Source organism: Nonomuraea sp. NPDC004702, assembly GCF_053601695.1.
In genome coordinates this window covers 182,851-203,925 of the sequence record NZ_JBSGCE010000002.1, presented here as the reverse complement: position 1 = coordinate 203,925, position 21,075 = coordinate 182,851, and the positions used below count along the sequence as shown (strand labels likewise).

The following is a 21,075-nucleotide window of genomic DNA, read 5'->3' as shown; positions in this document are numbered from 1 at the left end:
GGTCAAAGTCAGTGCCCGATGCCCAGAACCATATTCTAGAGCATGCTTCTGGCCTAGAGGGGCCGTACCTGCTGGACGAGTGTGTTCAAATCAGCCCATCGCGCCTTGTTCTTCTCGGGAATCGAGGCCAGCAGCATCGCCGGCTTGGTCTTGCCCACCTCGACGACCGTCACCAGGGCCTGGGCGGTCTCGGTCTTGCCGCCCGAGACGTAGGTGACCTTGTAGCCCAGCGACCAGCCCTTGCCGACCGGCACCTTCGCGGACCCGGTCCAGGAGGTCAGCTCGGCGCCCGCCGGATACTGCGTGCGCAACGCCCAGCGGGCCGCGCGGACGGCCATCTCGCGGTAGTCGGCGTCCTTGGATGGCTTCTTCTCCGGGGCGTCGCCGGGGAACATGGCCGAGGCGATCACGGTGTGCGGCACCGCCACCTTGCCGATGCGCTGGGCGACGGTGAACGGCGCGAACGACTTGGCGTCCCAGGGCGCGGCCAGGCGCGGGTAGCTGATGCCGCTCGTCTTGTCGGAGATGATCCCGCTCACCACGGACGCCTTGCCCGGCAGCGTGGGGAACGCCTTGCTCGCCGGCACCGAGGGCAGCGCGACCGGCGTCTCGCTGGGGGTCGGGGAGGCGGTCGGGGTGGCGGTCGCGGCCGGCACGGGGGCGACGGAGACCGTCGTCCCGGCGGGGTCGCCGGTCGTGGGCACGTCGCCGGAGAACACGACGAAGATCAGCAGCACCGCCGTGACGGTGACGAGGATGGCGCCCGCCAGATAGATCGCGCGGATGGGGATGTCCCCGATGCCACGCTTGTGCGGCTTGGTGACGAGCGGCGTCACGGGACCGACGGCGCCCGGCTGGGGCGGAGGCTGGGGCTGGGACGACCTGGGCGCTCCCGGCGGCCACACCTGCACAGGCTGATGCTGCGACGCCCTCCCCGGCCCCGGCCGCTGCCCCTGCCCCTGCGCAAGCCCAGGCCCAGGCCCTTGCGCGTGCACCTGCCCCTGCCCTTGCGCAAGCCCAGGCCCTTGCGCGTTGACCTGCCCCGGTCCTTGTGCGAGCCCTTGCCCCGCCCCCTGTCCTGGCCCTTGCGCGGCCCCCGGGCCCGGGCCCTGCCGGCCGGCGCCTTGGAGCTGCTGGTTCCCACCCGGAGACTGCGGCGGGTGCGGCGGGCGTCCCTGCGGGCCGGACGGAGGCTGCGGACGCACCTGCGGGCCCGAGGGCGGCCCAGGGTAGGGACGCGACTGCGGACCGGACGGAGACTGCGGACCGGACGGCGGCTGCGGGCCGGAGGGAAGCTGCGGGCCGGACGGCGGTTGCGGAGTCGGTCGTACCGGCTGGGACGCACCCGGCCGCGGCGGACGCGGGATCTTGACCGTCTGCTCCGCAGGCGGCACGACTTGCTCGGCAGGCGGCACGACGACCTTGCGAAAAGGTTGAGTGTCCTGTGCTGATCTCTCGTCGCCGACGTCCGCCATGGCCTTGAGGTTACGTCACCGAAGAGCAGGATAATTCCTCTATTCCCCCAGCAGAATCTAATTCTGTATGGTCTGCGGACATGAGGGGTTTCTACGAGATCGCAGCCGCCGACCCGGACCGTCCTGCCCTGCTCGGCGACGACGGCGCGACCTACGGCGAGCTGCTCGCCCGCGCCAACAGAGCCTCCCACGGCCTGGTCGCGCGCGGCGTCCGACCGGGCGGCGCCGTGGTGACCGTGCTGAAGAACGGGCTCGACGCCCTCACCATGATGCTGGCCACCTACCAGATCGGCGCCTACCTGGTGCCGGCCAACTGGCACTACACGGCCGAGGAGATCGACTACATCGTCGCCGACTGCGGCGCCGACGTCGTCGTCTCCCCCGGCGCGCTCACGGTCGCCGAACTGACCGACGGCCGGCCCGACACCGCGCCCGAGCACCGCCGGGCCGGCTCCATGATGCTCTACACCTCCGGCACCACGGGCCGCCCCAAGGGCGTGCGCCGCCGGCTGCTCGACCTCACGCCCGAGGACCTCTACCCCATCCTGATGCGCAAGAGCTGGCGGCACTTCGGCCTGCCGTCCGACGGGGTGCACCTGGTGTGCTCGCAGCTCTACCACTCGGCCCCTTACGGCCAGGCGATGATGGCGCTGCAGTTCGGCCACTCGATCGTGGCGCCGGAACGGTTCGACGCCGCCGAGGCGCTGGCGCTGATCGAACGGCACCGGGTGACGAACGCGTTCATGGTGCCCACGATGTTCCACCGGCTGCTCGCCGTGCCGGACCGGAAGACCTACGACCTGTCCTCCCTCACCCATCTCTACCACGGCGCCGCCCCCTGCCCGCCCGCCACCAAGCAGGCGATGATCGACTGGCTCGGTCCCGTCCTGTGGGAGTACTACGGCTCGACGGAGGCCGCGGTGGCGACGATGGTGTCGTCCCAGGAGTGGCTGGAACGGCCGGGCACGGTCGGCAGGGCCCTCGACGGCATGGCCTTCACGATCATCCGCGACGACGGCCACGAGGCGGCCCCCGGCGAACCCGGGACGGTCTACATCGGCGGCATCAACCGCTTCGAGTACCACCGCGACCCCGGCAAGACCGCCTCGGCCATGCGCGGCGCCGCCTACACCCCCGGCGACATCGGCTACCTCGACGCCGACGGCTACCTGTTCCTGCTGGACCGCAGGACCGACCTGATCATCTCGGGCGGCGTCAACATCTACCCCGCCGAGATCGAGGCCGCGCTGCTCGAACATCCGTCGGTGGCCGACGTGGCGGTGATCGGCGTGCCCGACCCCGAGTGGGGGCACAGGGTCGTGGCGCTGGTCCAGCCCGTGCCGGGCGTGACGGGCGGCGCGGAGCTGACCGCCGAGCTGCTGCGGCACTGCGCGCCCCGGCTGGCCAGGATGAAACACCCCCGGGTGATCGAGTACCGCGAGTCGCTGCCGCGCACCCCCACGGGCAAACTCAGCAGACGGGACGTCCGGGAGGCGTATCTTTCCCGCTGAGCTGGGCAGACATCTCCCCATGAGGGAGATCGTCGCCGGACTGGCAGCCGTCGTACTGCTCACCGCCTGCGGGCGGTCCCCGTCGATCCCGGCGTCCACCTCCACGGCCACCGCGAGCCCGGCCACCACCACGCCGGGCTCGCCCACCGCCACCGCGGAGGCGCCGGGGAGCGCGCCGCAGTCGCTGGAGAGCGCGTACGAGCGGGTCATCACGGACGTCCTGCCGTCGATCGTGCAGATCAACACCAAGGTGGGCCTCGGCTCCGGCATCGTCTACGACACGGCGGGCCACATCGTCACCAACGCCCACGTGGTCGGCGAGGCGACCGAGATGAACGTCACGATCGCCACCGGCGGCGCGCCCCGCCCGGCCAAGCTGGTCAAGGCGTTCGGCGCCGGCGACCTGGCGGTGATCAAGGTCGATCGGCCCGACGGGCTGCGCCCGGCCAGGTTCGGCGACTCGGGCAAGCTGCGGGTGGGCCAGATCGTCCTGGCCATGGGCAACCCGCTGGGCCTGTCGGGCAGCGTCACGAACGGGATCGTCTCGGCGCTCGGCCGTACCGTCAGCGAGCCCCAGAGCCCCGAGTCGCCGGGCGCCACCATCAGCGGCGCGATCCAGACCTCCGCCGCGATCAACCCCGGCAACAGCGGCGGCGCGCTGGTGAACCTGGCCGGCGAGGTCATCGGCATCCCGACCCTCGCCGCCACCGACCCGCAGCTCGGCGGCGGGGCCGCGCCCGGCATCGGGTTCGCGATCCCGAGCAACACGGCCACCGACATCGCGGCCCAGATCGTGAAGAACGGCAAGGTCACCAACAGCCACCGGGCCGCGCTCGGCATCCGCGGCAGCACGGTCATCGGCGCCACCGGGCAGCCGAGCGGTGTGGGCGTGGCGAGCGTGGAGAAGGGCGGAGGCGCGGAGAAGGCCGGGATCCGGGCCGGTGACGTGATCCTCTCGATCAACGGCAAGAAGACCACGACCATGGCCGCGCTGGCCGAGGAGATCACCGCCTACAAGCCCGGCGACCAGGTCAAGGTGGAGGTGCTGCGCCCCGACGGCGGCACCCAGACCGTCACGGTGACCCTCGGCGAGCTCAAGGCCGAGTGACGGCCCGACCGGGCCGCTGTGTCCCTGCCGGGCCGGCGTGTCAGTGCCGGGCCGATCCCTCACTGCCCGGCCGATCCGTCAGCCGGGCCGGTCCCTCACTGCCGGGCCGTGAAGACGATCTCCACGCGCCGGTTCTTCGCCCGGTTCCGTTCCACCGGCTTGCCCTCGACCAGATTGGGCAGCTTGGGCCGCCGCTCGCCGTATCCGGCCGCCTGGAGGGTCACGTTCCCGCCGCCGAGCAGGCTCTCCAGGGCCGCGCGCACGGCCTGCGCCCGCCGCCGCGACAACGCCAGGTTGTACGCGTCGCTCCCCTGGTCGTCGGTGTGCCCCTCGATCCTGACGACGCCGCCCGCGCCCTCCGCCTCGACCTTCGCGGCGACGTCCGCCAGCCGTTTCCTGGCCTTGGGCGTGAGCCGCCACTTGTCCAGCGCGAACAGCACGTCGCTGGTCAGCGCGACCGTCACCTCGCGGCCCTGCCTGGTCTCGCTCTGCGCGCCGTCCATGGACTCGACCTCGCCGACGATGTCCTCGACCGGCAGCACCAGGTCCTCCACCGGGCCCGCGGCGTCGGACGGGACCGGGACCGGCGTGGGCGTCAGCACGAGGGCCAACGCCAGGCTAAGAGAGCGGAACATCGGTGAGCACGCCCAGCATCGGCATCTCGACGTTGACCTTCGTGACCTCCGGCGGCGGCGCGGCGAAGACCGCGTACAGCGTGCTGGACTCCCCCGCCTCCAGGAACTGGCCCTGCGTGCCGGAGCACACGCAGGTGGCGTCGGCGGCGGTGCCGTTGCGGGCGACGCGGTAGCGCTTGGCGTTCACCGGGTCGATCAGGGAGACGTTGGAGACCGTGTAGTCGAAGCCGCCGCCGCCCAGGCCGTTGTGCACGTTGACCTTGCCCTCGACGGCGGTGATCGTCCAGTTGAGGGTGGCGGTCTTACCCTGGCGCAGCAGGGCGGTGATCTCGACGCGGGCCTTGCCGTACTGGTCGCCGGAGCCGACCTTGGCCTCACGGGTGGCGATGACCACGTCCGCCTGCGGCGGCGCCGTCTGCGCGGGCGCGGTCCGCGGCGGCGCGGGGGCGGTGGTGCTCGCCTCCTTGGCGGCGGTCTGCGGCTGCCCGCCGGGCGACATGCCACACCCGGCCAGGACGACGGCCGCCCCGATGAGCACGATCGTCTTTCGCATCTGCTGATCACCTTAATGCTCAGAAAAGGCTCAAGTCAGACACCCTAGCCCGGATTGCCCATTTCGGGCGGGATAAATGGCGATCAGCCGGTCGTGGACGACTGGGTCAGCCGATAGCGGGACGGCGGGATGCCGTACCGGTCCACGAACGCCTGGCGCAGCGTCTCGGCCGTCCCGAACCCGCACCGTACGGCGATCGCGGACATGGGCAACGAGGTCGAGACCAGCAGCTGGGCCGCCCCCTCGGTACGGGCCCGCCGCACGAACCTGCCCGGCGTCTGCCCCAGATGCCGGAGGAACAGCCGGGTGAGATGGCGTTCGCTGACGCCCGCCGCGGCGGCCAGCGTGGCCGCGGTGAGGTCGGCGGCCAGGTTCGCGCTGATGTGCTCGACGATCCGCCTGACCAGGCCGTCGGCGGGCGCCGGAGGGCTGACGAACATGCTCATCTGGGCCTGGTTGCCCGGCCGTTGCAGGTAGGTGACCATGCCGCGGGCCACCGTCCTGGCCAGTTCGGCGCCGTTGTCCTCCTCGACCAGGGCGAGCGTGAGGTCGAGCGCGGCGGTGACCCCCGCGGACGTGGCCACCTCGCCGTCGCGGACGAAGATCGGGGCCGGGTCCACGGTGACGCGCGGGTAGCGGGCGGCCATGTCGGCCGCCTCCCGCCAGTGGGTGGTGGCGCGCCTGCCGTCGAGCAGTCCCGCGGCGGCCAGCACGTACGCGCCGGTGCACACCGACGCGACCCGCCTGCTCTCCCGCGCCAGCCTGCGGACATGGCCGACGACCAGCGGGTTCGCCGCGGCGTCCACGTGGCCGGTGCCGCCGGAGACGATGAGCGTGTCGAGCGGCCCGGTGATCCGCTCCAGCGCGAGCTGGGCCTGCAGCACCAGCGCGCCGGCCGTGGTCACGGGATGACCGCCGGGGGTGGCCAGCCGTACCTGGTAGTACGGTGAGGCGCCGTGCCAGTTCGCGTTCTCCAGCGTCGAGCTGACGCACGCGATGTCGAGCAGCTCGGCCGCCTCGTAGGCGACGACCACGACCCGCCGGTACTCCATGGCACGACTGTAGGTCCGTAAGACCAAGAACCCAAGTTTCCAGACATGTACGGCTTCGCCTCTCGTCCCCGTCCCCCCACCCGGCCACAGTCGAAGCCATGACACCGACGCCCCCTGCACCCGCGACCCCCTCCGCGACCGGACGCCGCTGGTCGAAGTTCGCCCTCCACTACGTGGAGATGATCGTCGCCATGTTCGTCGGCATGTTCGCGCTCGGCGCCCTCCAGTCGGCCCTCGGCCTCTCCGTCTCCCACGACGAGTCGCCCGAGCTCGCGTACCTGATCATGGCCGTCGACATGTCGGTGGGCATGGCCGTGTGGATGCGCTTCCGCGGCCACCGCTGGCCGGCGACGCTGGAGATGTGCGCGGCGATGTTCGTCCCGATCGTGCCGCTCTATCCGCTGCTCTGGCTCGGCGTCATCGACGGCGGCGTCCTGATGCTCGTCGCGCACGTCGCGATGTTCCCGCTCATGCTGGCCGCCATGTTCCGGCGCCTCGACGAGTACGCCGGCTGCGCCCACTAGCCCGACGAGTACGCCGGCTGCGCCCACTAGCCCGCCCCCCTCGGCCCCGCGCCCACGGGGATCCCTAAGATGCCGCCATGGCGCGTTTCGAGACCGTGACCCTGGTCTTCGCTCCCCCCGACGTGCTCTTCGACACGTCGCTGTCGGTCGAGACCCACACCGCGTCCATGGCCGGCTCGTCGGAACGCGCCGTCGCGGGCGTCACCACGGGCCTGCTCGGCCTCGGCGACCAGGTCACCTGGCAGGCCCGGCACTTCGGCCTCACCTGGCGGATGACCTCCACGATCAGCGCCTGGGAACGGCCCGCGTACTTCGTGGACGAGCAGGTGTCCGGGCCGTTCCGCCACTGGCGGCACGAACACCGCTTCGAGGCGGCTCCGCACGCGGGCGCCACCCTCATGACCGACGTCGTCGAGTTCTCCGCCCCCGCCGGCCCCCTGGGCCGCCTGGCCGAGCTGCTGGTCCTGCGCCGCCACATGACCCACCTCATCAACATGCGCAACCAGCACATCAAGACGATCCTCGAACCGTCCCGTTGACCGAACCCGCGCCGCCCGGCGGTCGTCGAAAGCAGCGGCAGAACCTGACGGACATCGGGCCCGACCGTCCGCCCGGCGGGGTCGCGTCGCGGCCGCTGCTGGTCCTGGCCCAGCTCGTCGCCGCCTGGGCGGCCGGATCGGTCTTCCTGCCGACGGCGTGGCTGGTCCTGCTGGCCGTGCTGCTCGCCGGCGACGAGGCGGTGCTCCTCGCCGCCGCCGCACTGGGCGTGGCGGCCCTGCTCGGCTACCTGGTCATCGTGATCAGGGCCACCCGCGGCGTGTCCGTCCTCGGCGCGACGCGCGGCGGCCGGTTCCTGTGGGCGCTGCTGGTGCTGGGCCTGGGAACCGCCGGCTGGGCCCTCGGCTGGGTGGTGACCGACGTCGCCGGCCTCGGGGTGAGCCGCGACCTGCTGCTGACGGCCGTGCTCGGCGGCGTTCCGTACGCCCTCGTGGCCGGGACGCTGCTGCGCGGATGGCGCCACAAGGGCGTCGCGCTCGGGCTGGGCGTGGCGCTTCTGGGGGCGGGCGTGGCCGTGCTGCGCCAGGAGCCGCCGGACGACCTGGAGGCACGCCTGGCGGCGGGCGACCTCCACCGGGAGACCGCGTACGTGGTCGCCGTCCCCGGCTACCGGCCCGACGACCGGGACTACGGCGGCGGGCTGGGCGGCTCCGGCTTCACTCCGGCGGACCCGGCCGCCATCCCGCCCGACCGGTACGTCAGGATCGTCGCCTACGACCGGCTCCTGCCGGGCGCCGCCGTGTGCGGCCAGCCCACCGCCCAGGACGCCGACCTGCCGACCGGATCCTGCACGGCGGAGCCCGGCGGCCTGGTCCACCGGCAGGGCCCGGTCGAGCACGGCTACCAGGTGCGGGTGGGCCGCCGGTACGTCACGGTGGTGGGCAGCACCGCCGTCCCCCGCGACCTGCTCCGGTCGGCCGCCCGGAGCCTGCGCCCGGCCACCGCCCGCGAACTGGGCGACCAGGAACAGACCGGGGACTACTACGCGGCCCGCGTCCCGGGTTACACCCCACAGCTCATGGGCATCCCGGCGGGCCTGGTCTACACGCCCTCCGACCACACCGGCAACGGCGGCCAGAGCGTCCACATCACGTTGTCCGTGAGCCAAGCCGACGACGACTTGTGCTATCTCGCCGAGAAGTGCGCCCCCGCCGGCTCCGGCCTCACCTATGTCCGCCGCGAGGACACGCACGGCTACGCGGTGCGCCGCGGCACGGTGACCGTCCAGGTGCTCGGCGGCCTGCGGGTGGACGCGAAGCCGCTGCGCCAGGCCGCGCTCGACGCCCGCCCGGCCACCGACGACGAGCTGCGCCGCCTGCTGCCCCCGCTGGAGCCGCGCACCCCCCTCGACCGCCTCCGCCGCTGGCTGCGCACGTTCTGAGCTGGGACGCCCACGTCTCCCGGACAGCGAAAAGCCTCCGACCCGCCGAGTAATCGGCAGGTCGGAGGCTTTTTGATCACGTGGAGGTGGCGGGAATCGAACCCGCGTCCTTCAATCCCAAGTCAGGGCTTCTCCGGGCGCAGCCTGCTGTGCTTTTCTCAGCCCCGGCGATCACGCAGGCGAGTCGCCGACGGGCTCAGCCACTGTTTGATTTCCCGATCTCCCCCGTGGCCGGGTCGATCGGTTGAGCCTTCTAACGATGCCAGACACCGGGCCGAAGGCACTCCCGGGCTGACAGAGGTTTCGCTACTTAGGCAGCGAGGGCCAGGGAACCCTGGCCGACCTCAGTGCGCTTGGAATTGGCACTTATTGTTTTGCGGTCACAGGATTAACGAGGTTATGTCCGCAGTCCTCGGCCCGCTTCACCTGGCTTGCAAGATCGAAGTCGAAGCCAGTCACCCCCTGTGCAGTTGTCAACACGCCTCACGCTGATCATCACGCAGAGACGAGCAACACTGAATCTACAGGGGACAACGCCCCCAACGCCAACTTAATTCCAGCATGGCGAAACCCCCGGGAGCGTGGCACAGCAGCACGCGCTCCCGGGGGCCGACCGGCAGGGTCGAGCCGGTCCGGACGGCAGGACTTCCCCCGAGATGAAGTCCTGATCTCATCACGGCGACTGAGTCCGCAACCCCCCGAGCGGGCCCAGTCATTCAGTAAGACGCAGCCACGACCAGGAACGGTTGCTCGCCGTCACAAGATTTTCACGCAGAGTCACGAAGGCCCGAGAAGAAGCTGCCCGCGACGGCCGCCGCGTCGTAGTTCTTGGCCAGGACGGCGATCGCCACGTCCCCCTGCCAGCCGACGAACCACGTCATGGGCTTGTCCTGGGTGCCCGCCGTCGCGCGCACGCCGTAGACCCTGCCCCGGCCCGCCTGGGCGGGGCTGCCGACCGCTCCGGCGCGCATCATCGCGGTCAGCGCGGTGCGCACCTTCGGATCCATCGGGACGGCGTCCGGCTGCTTGGCCGGGACGACCTCCGCCGCCGGATCGGGCGACGCGGGCGAGGTCACGAGCACCGGCGGCCGCCAGGTGCCCGACCCCACGGCCGCCGCGACCAGCGCCATCGACAGCGGGCTGACCTCGACGGTCTGCCCCGCGATGGCCCTGGCCTTGTCGGCGTCGCTGGACAGTTCGGGCATCGCCCCGCTGAACGACTTCAGCGGCAGCCGCCACGGCTGGCCGATGCCGAACGCCTTGGCGCTCGCGGCCAGGCCGCCGGCGCTGGCCCGGCGGGCCAGCGAGGCCAGCGCGGTCACGCAGCCCTTGGCGAAGTTGTCCTGGAACGTGGCCGACGACGTGACCCCGGCGGTCTGGCTGGTGTGCACGAACTTGGCGCCGCCCACCGTGCGCTCGGCCGGGCAGGCCAGCCGCTGCTTGGTGCTGACGCCGCTCTTGATCAGCGCGTCGGCCGCCACGATCGAGAAGGCCGTGCCCGCGGGGAACCTGCCCGCCAGCGCGTCCTTCTCCTGGTTGAGCCCGCTGGTGCCGACCGCGAGGATCTGGCCGGTGTCACGCTGCACGGCCACCAGCGCGCTGGTGGCCGTCTCGGCCACCGCCCGCTCGGCCGCCGCCTGGGCGCGGCTGTCGATCGTGGTCTTGACCGAGACGTTCTGGCGGCCCAGCCACTCCTTCAGCTTGGCCACCTGCCGGCCGGTCTTGAGATCGAGGGTGATCACCTTGGTCTCGGTGGAGCCGGTCAGATAGTCCTGGTACGCCTGCTGCAGGCCGCTCTGGCCGATCGAGTCGCCGGCCCGCTGGGGGCCGCCGAGCTTCTGCTCGTCCTCGGGGGTGAGCGCGCTGACCTTGCCGACGATCTGCTTGGGGGCGGCCGGGTCGATGGGCTGCGGCTGCGGGTCGGTCTGGATGCCGGAGATGCCGGCCAGCTTCGACTTCATCGACAGGTAACGCGAGCGCCCGAACGTGACCAGCGGCACGAACTTGTCGGGCGGCGAGGACCTGATCCGGCTCAGCAGCCGGTCCTGGGCGTAGCCGGTGATCGCCGACAGCTTGGCCACGACGTCCTCGGCCCGGTCGCCCAGCGCGGACGGCACCACGCCCACGACGTAGACGTAGAGCTCGTTCTGCAGGGGGTCGTCGGCCCGGTCGACCACCGGCTGGCGCGGCTTGGGGTTGGTCTCGACCGCGAACCGCTGGCCCTCCTTGAGCTGCGGATGCAGCACCGACGGCGACCAGCGCACCTTCCACCTGCCGTCGACCAGGTGCAGCGGCAGCGAGCCGTCGTACGCCCAGAGCGGGGTGTTCTCCCCCAGGTCGACCTCGGCGCGGAAGTCGGCCTTGGACTCCTCGCCGTTCACGCTCACGCTCTTGATCTTGAAGCGGAACGAGGCCGCGTCGAGCTCCAGCTTGGCGTTGGCCAGGGCCTTGCCCACCTTGGCGGGGTCGCCGTCGGTGCGGCCCGCGGCCAGGGCGTAGTCCTCGGACTGCCAGCCCACGAGGAAGTCGCGCACCGCGTCGTGCGGCGAGGACTCCTCGAAGCAGCCGGTCAGCGTCATGCTCGCGACCGCCAGGGTGACGGTCGCGGCAAGGGTGCGGCGCGCGCGTGTCATCGGTTAGAGTGCCGCCGCTCTCATCGGTTGCGGTGCCGCAGGGCCCGCGCCATCTCCCGCTTGGCCTGCTGCTCGGCCAGCGACTGCCGCTTGTCCCAGTCCTTCTTGCCCCGGGCGACGGCGATCTCGACCTTGGCCCGGCCGTCCTGGAAGTACAGGACCGTGGGGACGATCGTGAGGCCGCCCTCCTTGGTCATGGCGGCCAGCTTCTCGATCTCCTTGCGGTGCAGCAGCAACTTGCGCTTGCGCTTGGCGGCGTGGTTGGTCCACGTGCCCTGCATGTATTCGGGGATGTGCACGTTGAGCAGCCACGCTTCGCCATTGTCGATGCTGGCGTAGCCGTCGACGAGCGAGGCGCGGCCCTCGCGGAGCGACTTCACCTCCGTGCCCTGGAGCACGAGCCCCGCCTCGAAGGTGTCCTCAAGGTGGTAGTCGTGCCGGGCCCGCTTGTTCTGGGCGATGACCTTCCGCCCGGTCTCACGTGGCATGCTTCGACCTTACCGGCGATTCCTCACACCCTGAGGTATCGGCGGAGCGTCACGAACGAGGCCAGCACACAGATCACGACGCCGATGGCCATGGTGAGCGTGATGGTCTGGGCCACCGCGTCCCAGCCGAGCTGGGCCATGCCGCTGCCGAAGTAGCCGGCGATCTCCTCGAACAGCAGGACCTTCGTCACGATCAGGATGATGGCCGCGAAGACGCCGCCGATCAGACCGGCGATCACGCCTTCCATGACGAACGGCAGCTGGATGTAGAGGTTCGAGGCGCCCACCAGGCGCATGATCCCCGTCTCCCGGCGCCGGTTGAACGCCGACAATCGCACCGTGTTGCCGATCAGCAACGCCGCGGCCAGCACCAGCACGATGGCGACCGCCAGCGCGTAGAAGGACAGCTTGTCGAGCAGGTCGAAGAACTTGCCGATGAGCTGCTTGTGGTCCATCACCTGGGACACGCCCGGCTGGCCCTTCACGGCGTCGATCACCGGCTGGTAGTTGTCGGGGTCGACCAGCTTCACGCGGAACGACTGCGGCATGTCCTCGACCCTGGTGGCCTGGACGAGCGTCGGGCTGGCCTGGTAGGCCGTCTTGAAGTTCTCGTACGCCGTGCTCTGGTCCTCGTAGAAGACCTCCTTGACGCCCTGGAGGCTCTCAAGGCGGGTCTTCAACGCCTTCGTCTGGGCCGGCGTGACGGCCTTGCCGTTGCACTCGGGGATCGCGGTGCCCTTGGTGCACAGGAAGACCGAGATCTCGACCTTGTCGAACCAGAAGGACTTGAGCATGGAGACCTGGGTGTTGATCAACAAGCCGACGCCCAACATCGCCATGCCGACGGCCACGGTGATGACGACCGCGATCGTCATGGTCAGGTTGCGACGGAGGCCGATCCAGACCTCGGAGAAGATGAAGTTCGCCCGCATGTTGTGTCTGCCGCTCCCTGTCAGTACGCCTGGCCGTAAACGCCACGCGACTGGTCACGGACGATTTTCCCGTCTTCCAGCTCGACGACGCGTTTGCGCATGGAGTCCACGATGGCCGCGTCGTGCGTGGCCATGACGACCGTGGTGCCAGTTCGGTTGATGCGGTCGAGCACCTTCATGATGCCGATGCTCGTCGCGGGGTCGATGTTGCCCGTGGGCTCGTCGGCCAGCAGGATCATCGGCCGGTTGACGAACGCGCGGGCCATGGCGACACGCTGCTGCTCGCCGCCGGACAGCTCGTCGGGCATGCGATGGGCCTTGCCCTCCAGGCCGACCAGCTCGATGACCTCGGGCACGACCTTGCGGATGAACCGCCTGGGCTTGCCGATCACCTCTAGGGCGAACGCCACGTTCTCGTAGACGTTCTTGTTCGGGAGCAACCTGAAGTCCTGGAAGACGCAGCCGATGCGGCGGCGCAGGTGAGGCACCTTGAAGTTGGAGAGGCGGGCCAGATCCTTGCCGGCGACGTGGATCGCCCCGGAGTTGGGCCGCTCCTCCTTCAGGACCAGACGCAGGAACGTGGACTTGCCTGACCCCGAAGGGCCGACGAGGAACACGAACTCGCCCTTGTCCACGTCGACGGAGACGTGGTCGAGAGCGGGCCGGTTCTGGTTCGCGTAGACCTTGGTGACATTATCGAAATGGATCACGAGAGCATCACGGCATGCCAGTCTAGGGGTCAGGACGGAAGCGAGGGTGGCACATGCCCATTTCCCGCCGCCGGCCGATCGGGGGCGCCGTCTTTACTGATGATCGACGTTCCGATTGGCCAGACGACAGTCTAGGGGGAAGACTGGCATGGAACGTCCATAACGGAAACAAAACGATTGTGCGGCTAGACTTGGGGCTGTCATGAGTTGTGAACACCTCGTATGCGCGCAGTGCGCCCACCCCGTGATCGAGGGCCGCTGCCCCCTCTGCCGAGCCAACAGGGAGCGGATGCACAATCACGGCTTCGCCGGACTGTCACCCGCCCTCGTCGTCGTCCTGCTCCTCGTGCTGCTCTTCGCGACGCTGGTGCTCAGGCACCTAGTCGGTGGCGCCTGACTCCGCCCTGCGCATCCAGCGGATCTCCGACTCGATGAACCCGTCGAGGTCGCCGTCGAGCACCGCCGACGGGTTGCCCGCCTCCGTGCCCGTGCGCAGGTCCTTCACGATCTGGTACGGGTGCAGCACGTAGTTGCGGATCTGCGTGCCCCACGACGTGGTGGTCGCGCCACGCAGCTCCGACATCTTCTCCGCCTCCTCCTGCCGCTTGCGCTCCAGCAGCTTGGCCTGGAGCACGTTCATGGCCGAGGCGCGGTTCTGGAGCTGGGAGCGCTCGTTCTGGCAGGAGACCACGATGCCGGTGGGCAGGTGGGTGATGCGCACCGCCGAGTCGGTGGTGTTGACGCCCTGGCCGCCGGGGCCCGAGGACCGGTAGACGTCGACCCGCAGGTCGTCTTCGTTGATGTCGATGTGGTCGGTCTGCTCCACGACCGGCACGATGTCGACGCCCGCGAACGAGGTCTGGCGGCGGCCCTGGTTGTCGAACGGGCTGATGCGGACCAGCCGGTGGGTGCCGTGCTCGCCGCGCAGCGTGCCGTAGGCGTAGGGGGCCTTGATGGTGAACGTGGCCGACTTGATGCCGGCCTCCTCCGCGTAGGAGGTGTCGTAGACCTCGGTGGAGTAGCCCTTGCGCTCGGCCCACCGCAGGTACATGCGCAGCAGCATCTCCGCCCAGTCGGCGGCGTCGACGCCACCGGCCTGGGAGTTGATGGTGACGAGCGCCTCGCGGGCGTCGTACTCGCCCGACAGGAGCGTGCGCACCTCAAGGGCGCCGATGTCGGTCTTGAGCGACTCCAGCTCCTTGTCGGCCTCAAGGCGCGTGTCGTCGTCGCCTTCCTCGGCCGCGAGCTCGTAGAGCACCTTCAGGTCGTCGAGACGGCGCGCGACGCCCTCGACGCGGTTGAGCTCGCCCTGGAGATGGGAGAGCTTGCTCGTGACCTTCTGCGCCTGCTCGGGGTCGTCCCACAGGTCTGGGGCGGCAACCTGCTGCTCCAGCTCCTCGATCTGCTTGCGCATCGCGTCGAGGTCGAGCACGTCCTGGATGCTGCGGAGCGTGTTCGCGAGCTCGTTGATCTCTTCTGCCGGATCGATGCCTGCCACGTCTCCCTAGGGTACGCGACCCTCGCGTGCACGAATAACATGGCGAGGTGCGTGCATACGGTCGGGGGAAGATGCTGGCGCTCGCCGTCGGCGTGCTGGCCGCGGCGACCGCGTGCACAGGCCCTGCTCAGACGTCCCCGGCGGTGACCCAGGGAAAGGCGGGCGCCACCGGCGCGGCGAGCCCCTCGCCCAGCGCGCCGCCGCCCGCCGTCACGCGTCAGGAGGCGGCCGAGGCGGTCGCCGAGATCCTGCCCACCGACGATACGCTGCGCGTGGAGAGCCCCGTGACGGGGCGGGTCTTCCTCGACACCGACCTGGTCGCCGGCGGGCAGCTGGCGCTCACGCTGGCCGCCTTCCAGTCCTCCGGCGACCGCCCGCCGCGCTACTCCTGGGGCTCGCCGACCCTCTACGTGCCCAGGTTCGCCCAGGGCGAGCGGGCGCCCTGGTTCAGCGCGCTGGTCACGCGCAACGGGCAGCCGACGCTGCTGACGTTCGCCAAGAGCGGCGACGACTGGCTGCTCAGCTCGGCCGCGCAACTGCTGCCGGGCCAGGAGCTGCCGCGGGTGCGGCTCGACGCCGACGGCTACGCCACGGCGCTGACGCCCGACGACAAGACCGTCACGATCAGCCCCCAGTACATGGGCCCGGTGCACGCCAGCGTGGCCGAGACCGGGGCGGCCGGGATGACGGCGGGCCTGCTCGCCGACGGGCCGTACACGACGGACGTGGCCAAGCAGATCGCCACCGACCGCGAGAAGGCCAAGAAGGACGGGTTCAGCTACGACTCGATCTTCAGCGCCGACAACTGGCCGGTCTACGCGCTGCGCACGGCCGACGGCGGCGCGCTGATCCAGTACTCGCTGTCGCGCAACACCTCGACCCGCACCGTCGCCAACAACACCTACATCATCCCGGTGCCGCCGGAGGCAGGCTGGGCCATCTCGACCTCGTCGGTGCGCCGCAGCCTCAAGCTCACCGAGGTCCACCAGTACGCCACGGCGGTGCCCCCGCTGTCGGCCCCGGCCGCCGCCCGGGTCGTCGCCCACGACGGAGCCCTCACCCGCGCCAGCGGCGAGTGAGGGCCCCTTCGGGCGGTTCCTACGCCTCCGTGTGAGGCAGGTTGCTGGCGGCCACCAGCGTGCGGATCGCGCGCAGGGCCACCGAGAGCGTCGCCAGGTCGAAGTGGTCGCTCTCCCAGATCTCCGACAGCGTCTGGCGGGCGCGTCCCACGGCGGCCGCGTTGCCGTCGGTCCACCGGGCCAGCCGCTCCTCGGGCGGCAGCCCGGACGTGCTGTGGGCCAGCACGTCACGGGTCAGCGAGGCGTGCGCGGCGTACAGGTCGTCGCGCAGCGCCGAGCGGGCGATGGAGTTCCACCGGTTGTCCCTGGGCAGGGCGATGACGCGTTCGCGCAGGCGGGCCAGCTGCAGGCGGTCGGCCAGGTCGAAGTAGACCTCCGCCACCTCGTTCACCGGACGGCCCGTCAGGGACGCCACCTCGACCAGGTCCAGCGTCGAGTACGCGGGCACCATCGCGGCCACCCGCTCGGCCAGCTCCTGCGGCACGCCGCGGGCCACGAAGGAGTCGCGGCGCTCCTCGTAGGCGGCCAGGTCGGGCCCGGTGAGCAGCTTGGGGATGTGCGCGGACAGCCCGTTGACGCCCTTGAGGAAGAAGCCGACCGACCCGGCCAGGTCGAGCGGCGGACGCCGGTTGACCAGCAGCCAGCGGGTGCCGCGCTCGACCAGCTTGCGGCCCTCCAGCAGCATGGCGATCTGGGTGGCGGTGTCGACCTCGTTGTCCAGCGCCTCCACGGCCCGGTAGAAGCTCGGCAGGTCGAAGACCTCCCGCGCCACCAGGTACGCCCGCACGATGTCGGACGTGGAGGCGCCGGTCTCCTCCGCGAAGCGGAACATGAACGTGGTGCCCATGGCGTTGACCAGCTCGTTCACCACGCAGGTCGTGATGATCTCGCGCCGCAGCGGATGGGCGTCCATGTACGTGCGGAACCGCTCGCGCAGGTCCGACGGGAAGTACGACACCAGCCAGGAGGCCAGGTACGGGTCGTCGGGCAGCTCGGAGCCCAGCACCTCGGCGTCGGCCACCAGCTTGGTGTAGGCCAGCAGGACCGAGAACTCCGGCGCGGTCAGCCCGAGCCTGGCCTGCCGCCGCTCGGCCAGCGTCTTGTCCGAGGGCAGGAACTCCAGCTCGCGGTTGACCAGCCCGTCGCGTTCGAGCTTGCGCAGGTAGCGGGCGTGGATGTGGAGCATGTCGACCGCCTGGGCGCGGGTCGCGTCGAGCACCACGTTCTGGGCGTGGTTGTCGCGCAGCACCAGGTCGGCGACCTCGTCGGTCATCGACGTGAAGACCTGGTTGCGCTGCTTGTCGGTCAGCTCGCCGTCGCGGACGACCTGGTCGAGCAGGATCTTGATGTTCACCTCGTGGTCGGAGGTGTCCACGCCGGCCGAGTTGTCGATGAAGTCGGTGTTGACCAGGCCGCCGTTCAGGGCGAACTCGATGCGGGCGAGCTGGGTGAAGCCCAGGTTGCCGCCCTCGCCGATGACCTTGCAGCGCAGGTCGCCGGCGTCCACCCGGAGCGCGTCGTTGGCCTTGTCGCCGACGTCGGCGTGGGACTCCGAGCCGGCCTTGACGTAGGTGCCGATGCCGCCGTTCCACAGCAGGTCGACGGGGGCCCGCAGGATGGCGCTGATCAGGTCGTTGGGGGCCAGCGAGCTGACGCCCGCCTCGATGCCCAGCGCCTCGCGCATCTGCGGGGTGATCTGGATCGACTTGGCCGTACGCGGGAACACGCCGCCGCCCGCGGAGATCAGCGACGGGTCGTAGTCGTCCCAGGAGCTGCGCGGGAGGTCGAACAGGCGCTGCCGCTCGGCGAACGAGCGGGCCGCGTCGGGCGCCGGGTCGATGAAGACGTGCCGGTGGTCGAAGGCGGCCACCAGCCGGATGTGCTGGGAGAGCAGCATGCCGTTGCCGAACACGTCGCCGGACATGTCGCCGATGCCGGCCACGGTGAAGTCGGTGGTCTGCACGTCCACGCCCATGGTGCGGAAGTGGTACTTGACCGACTCCCAGGCGCCGCGGGCGGTGATGCCCATGGCCTTGTGGTCGTAGCCGACCGAGCCGCCGGAGGCGAAGGCGTCGCCGAGCCAGAAGCCGTACTCCTTGGCCACGCTGTTGGCGATGTCGGAGAAGGTGGCGGTGCCCTTGTCGGCGGCGACCACGAGGTAGGTGTCGTCGCCGTCGTGCCTGACCACGTCGGCCGGCGGCACGACCTTGCCGTCGACCAGGTTGTCGGTGATGTCCAGCAGGCCGGAGATGAACATCCGGTAGCAGGCCACGCCCTCGGCCAGCACGTCCTCGCGGGCGCCGGAGGCGGGCGGCTGCTTCACCACGAACCCGCCCTTGGACCCGGTGGGCACGATGACGGTGTTCTTCACCATCTGCGCCTTGACCAGGCCGAGGATCTCCGTCCTGAAGTCCTCCATGCGGTCGGACCAGCGCAGGCCGCCGCGGGCGACCTTGCCGAAGCGCAGGTGCACGCCCTCGACGCGGGGCGAGTACACGAAGATCTCGTACTTCGGCCGCGGCAGCGGCAGCACGCTGATCGCCTGCGGGTCGACCTTCAGCGAGATGTACGGCTTGCGCTGCCCGTCGACCGTCTGGAAGTAGTTGGTGCGCAGGGTCGCCTGGATCATCTCCAGGTAGGCCCGCAGGATGCGGTCCTCGTCGAGGGAGGCCACCTCGTCGAGGGCGCCCAGGATCTCCTCGTTGAGCGCCTCCACGAGGTCGACCCGCACGTCGTCGCCGCGCCTCGGGTCGAGCTTGGCCTCGAACAGGCGGACCAGCAGCCGGGCCAGCCGCACGTTGCCCAGCAGCACGCGTTCCATGTAGAGCTGCGAGAACGTGCTGCCGGCCTGCCGCAGGTACTTGGCGTAGACCCGCAGGATCTCGACCTGCTCCCAGGTCAGGCCCGCCCGCAGGATGAGGGCGTTGAAGTTGTCGGCCTGGACGCGGCCCTGCCACAGGGCGCTCAGGCCGTCCTGGAAGAGCCGCTTGAAGTCGTTCCTGTCCACCTCGCCGGAGGGGGTGTAGCGCAGGCCGAAGTCGTAGATCCAGGCGTTCTTGGTGCTCGCGTCGCCGTCCCGGTCGATCTCGTACGGCCGCTCGTCCACGACCTCGACGCCGAGCCGCTGGATCAGGGGCAGCGCCTCCGACAGGGAGATCGGCGAGCCGACCTTGTAGATCTTCAGCCGCCGCTCGCCCTCGGCGGCGTCGTACGGCTCGTAGAGGTTGATCGCCACCTCCTCGCCGTCGGCGACGAGCTGCTCCAGGCGGCGCAGGTCGACCACGGCGACCTTGGGCGGGAAGTCGGCCTTGTACCCCTCGGGGAAGGCGGAGACGTACCTCCTGGCCAGCCCGGGGGCCTCCTCCTCGGAGGTCATCTCGTCGAGGGCGGCGGCCAGGTCGTCCTCCCAGGAGCGGGTGAGCGCGGCCAGGCGCGCCTCCAGCTCCTCCACGTCGACGCTCGGCGCGGGGAGCTGCTTGCCGCGCTCGCCGCGCACGACCACGTGCAGCCGGGCCAGCACGGACTCGCCGATCATCGCGCTGTAGTCGAGTGACCTGCCGCCGAGCGCCTTGAGCAGCACCTCCTGCATCTTCAGCCGCACCTTGGTGGTGTAGCGGTCGCGGGGCAGGTAGATCAGGCAGGAGATGTAACGGCCGTAGTCGTCGCGCCGCAGGAACAGCTTGACCTGCTTGCGCTCGCGCAGCCGCAGCACGCCGAGCGCGATCGGCAGGAGCTGGGCGACCGAGGTCTGGAACAGCTCGTCGCGCGGGAACGTCTCCAGGATCTCGATCAGATCCTTGCCGTCGTGGCTGTCGGGCGCGTGGCCGGCGGCGTTGAGCACCTCGGCCAGCTTGCGCCGCAGCACGGGGATCCTGGAGATCGACTCGTTGTAGGCCACGTGCGTGAGCAGGCCCAGGAAGCGGCGCTCCCCGATCACCTCGCCCTCGGGCGAGAACAGCTTGACCCCGATGTAGTCGAGGTAGGTCGCGCGGTGGACGGTGGCCCGGCTGTTGGCCTTGGTGATGATCACGAGCTGCTTCTCGCGGGCCTTGGCGCGCACCTCCGCGGGCAGCGCGGAGAAGCTGTCGGAGCTCACCTTGTCGTCGCGCAGGATGCCGAGCGCGGCCCCGGGCAGGGCCTTCAGCATCTCGCCCTGGTCGGTGTGCTCCAGCCGGTACTCGCGGTAGCCGAGGAACGTGAAGTGCCCGTCGGCGAGCCAGCGCAGCAGGTCGAGGCTGTCCTCGACCTCGGCGGGCTCCAGCGGCGGCGGGTTCATGCTCAGGTCCTCGGCCGTCTGGACGGCCAGGGCCCGCATCTTCCTGAAGTCCTCGACCGCGTACCGGACGTCGGCGAGCACCCGCTGCAGGTCGGCCTCGACGCGCCTGAGCACCGCGGGGTCGGCCTGGCGGTCGATCTCGATGTGGATCCACGACTCGACCAGCATCTGGCCGGTGACGTCCTCCTGGCCGCGGCCGAGCATCCGGCCCGTCATGTCGCGGCGCACCCGCATCTGGGGGTGGACCACGAGGTGGGTGCCGATGTCCTGCCGGTCGAGCTCCATGGTGACCGAGTCGACGAGGAACGGCATGTCGTCGGTGACCACCTCGACGACCGAGTGCCCCGGGTCCCAGCCGTTCTCCTCCAGCGTGGGGGTGTAGGCGCGGACCACGGCCCGGCCCTGGGGGCGTACCTCGGCGAGCTGCCGCTGGGACATCGCCGGGCCGTACACGTCGACGGGGTTGCGGTCGAGCAGGTCCTCGGGTGCGACATGGCGGTAGTAGAACCGCAGGAAGGAGAGGGCCTCCTCCGCGCTCATGTGCTCGCTGCCGACCGCGCAACTTTCCGCGGCTCTTTGCAGCAGCTCATCCTTGGCCTCGTCGAGCGGCATTTCGCTCTCACTCCTTTGTGAGGGTTTGCCATGGCTGTTCATAGCCAGGC

At 70.5% G+C, this 21,075-nt stretch carries 16 protein-coding genes and 1 other RNA gene; 6 read left to right on the top strand and 11 right to left on the bottom strand.

The features are described 5' to 3' along the window. Positions 1-53: 53 nt before the first annotated feature. Positions 54-836, bottom strand: a complete 783-nt coding sequence (locus ACWEJ6_RS03530) for a hypothetical protein (protein ID WP_452420942.1) — start codon at positions 834-836, stop codon at positions 54-56. 719 nt (positions 837-1,555) lie between these two features. Between ACWEJ6_RS03530 and ACWEJ6_RS03525 the strand changes: the two genes are divergently transcribed. After that, positions 1,556-2,986 (top strand): AMP-binding protein, encoded by a 1,431-nt coding sequence (locus ACWEJ6_RS03525; protein ID WP_452420940.1) that lies wholly within the window; start codon positions 1,556-1,558, stop codon positions 2,984-2,986. 19 nt (positions 2,987-3,005) lie between these two features. Then, entirely contained in the window at positions 3,006-4,094 is a 1,089-nt protein-coding gene (locus ACWEJ6_RS03520) for a S1C family serine protease (RefSeq protein ID WP_387668695.1), read from the top strand. A gap of 95 nt (positions 4,095-4,189) precedes the next feature. On the opposite strand, the gene ACWEJ6_RS03515 is transcribed toward ACWEJ6_RS03520, so the two are convergent. The 3 genes from ACWEJ6_RS03515 to ACWEJ6_RS03505 all read right to left on the bottom strand — a co-directional run bounded on the left by ACWEJ6_RS03515 (position 4,190) and on the right by ACWEJ6_RS03505 (position 6,334). Continuing rightward, positions 4,190-4,729, bottom strand: coding sequence for an OmpA family protein (locus tag ACWEJ6_RS03515; RefSeq protein ID WP_452420938.1), 540 nt, complete (start codon positions 4,727-4,729; stop codon positions 4,190-4,192). After that, entirely contained in the window at positions 4,713-5,282 is a 570-nt protein-coding gene (locus ACWEJ6_RS03510; RefSeq protein ID WP_452420936.1) for a lipoprotein, read from the bottom strand. The genes ACWEJ6_RS03515 and ACWEJ6_RS03510 overlap by 17 nt, the downstream gene beginning before the upstream one ends. Before the next feature lie 83 nt (positions 5,283-5,365). Beyond that, the gene (locus ACWEJ6_RS03505) at positions 5,366-6,334 is read right to left on the bottom strand and encodes a GlxA family transcriptional regulator (RefSeq protein ID WP_452420934.1); all 969 of its coding nucleotides are present in this window, start codon (positions 6,332-6,334) and stop codon (positions 5,366-5,368) included. 98 nt (positions 6,335-6,432) lie between these two features. On the opposite strand from ACWEJ6_RS03505, the gene ACWEJ6_RS03500 reads away from it, so the two are divergent. The 3 genes from ACWEJ6_RS03500 (at position 6,433) to ACWEJ6_RS03490 (ending at position 8,797) form a co-directional block, all read left to right on the top strand. Beyond that, entirely contained in the window at positions 6,433-6,858 is a 426-nt protein-coding gene (locus tag ACWEJ6_RS03500) for a hypothetical protein (RefSeq protein ID WP_387668704.1), read from the top strand. A gap of 77 nt (positions 6,859-6,935) precedes the next feature. Next, positions 6,936-7,397, top strand: coding sequence for an SRPBCC family protein (locus ACWEJ6_RS03495; protein WP_452420932.1), 462 nt, complete (start codon positions 6,936-6,938; stop codon positions 7,395-7,397). Further along, positions 7,394-8,797, top strand: coding sequence for a hypothetical protein (locus ACWEJ6_RS03490; RefSeq protein ID WP_452420930.1), 1,404 nt, complete (start codon positions 7,394-7,396; stop codon positions 8,795-8,797). The genes ACWEJ6_RS03495 and ACWEJ6_RS03490 overlap by 4 nt, the downstream gene beginning before the upstream one ends. A 78-nt stretch (positions 8,798-8,875) precedes the next feature. On the opposite strand, the gene ssrA is transcribed toward ACWEJ6_RS03490, so the two are convergent. From ssrA to prfB, 6 genes are all read right to left on the bottom strand, one after another. Continuing rightward, positions 8,876-9,260: a transfer-messenger RNA gene (gene ssrA, locus ACWEJ6_RS03485) on the bottom strand. 304 nt (positions 9,261-9,564) lie between these two features. Further along, positions 9,565-11,430, bottom strand: a complete 1,866-nt coding sequence (locus tag ACWEJ6_RS03480) for a penicillin-binding transpeptidase domain-containing protein (protein WP_387668711.1) — start codon at positions 11,428-11,430, stop codon at positions 9,565-9,567. 20 nt (positions 11,431-11,450) lie between these two features. Beyond that, positions 11,451-11,918, bottom strand: coding sequence for an SsrA-binding protein SmpB (smpB, locus tag ACWEJ6_RS03475; RefSeq protein WP_387668714.1), 468 nt, complete (start codon positions 11,916-11,918; stop codon positions 11,451-11,453). Positions 11,919-11,941: 23 nt separating this feature from the next. Then, positions 11,942-12,850 (bottom strand): permease-like cell division protein FtsX, encoded by a 909-nt coding sequence (gene ftsX, locus ACWEJ6_RS03470; RefSeq protein ID WP_452420927.1) that lies wholly within the window; start codon positions 12,848-12,850, stop codon positions 11,942-11,944. A 20-nt stretch (positions 12,851-12,870) separates the two neighbouring features. Then, entirely contained in the window at positions 12,871-13,560 is a 690-nt protein-coding gene (ftsE, locus tag ACWEJ6_RS03465; RefSeq protein WP_020541427.1) for a cell division ATP-binding protein FtsE, read from the bottom strand. A gap of 379 nt (positions 13,561-13,939) precedes the next feature. Next, positions 13,940-15,058 carry a peptide chain release factor 2 gene (gene prfB / locus ACWEJ6_RS03460; protein WP_387668720.1) on the bottom strand — a complete coding sequence of 373 codons (1,119 nt, stop codon included), beginning with the start codon at positions 15,056-15,058 and terminating at the stop codon, positions 13,940-13,942. 47 nt (positions 15,059-15,105) lie between these two features. Here prfB and ACWEJ6_RS03455 point away from each other — a divergent pair, with 47 nt between their 5' ends. Continuing rightward, positions 15,106-16,137, top strand: coding sequence for a hypothetical protein (locus ACWEJ6_RS03455; protein ID WP_452420925.1), 1,032 nt, complete (start codon positions 15,106-15,108; stop codon positions 16,135-16,137). A 19-nt stretch (positions 16,138-16,156) separates the two neighbouring features. On the opposite strand, the gene ACWEJ6_RS03450 is transcribed toward ACWEJ6_RS03455, so the two are convergent. Continuing rightward, positions 16,157-21,025, bottom strand: coding sequence for an NAD-glutamate dehydrogenase (locus tag ACWEJ6_RS03450; protein WP_452420923.1), 4,869 nt, complete (start codon positions 21,023-21,025; stop codon positions 16,157-16,159). Between the last annotated feature and the right edge of the window lie 50 nt (positions 21,026-21,075).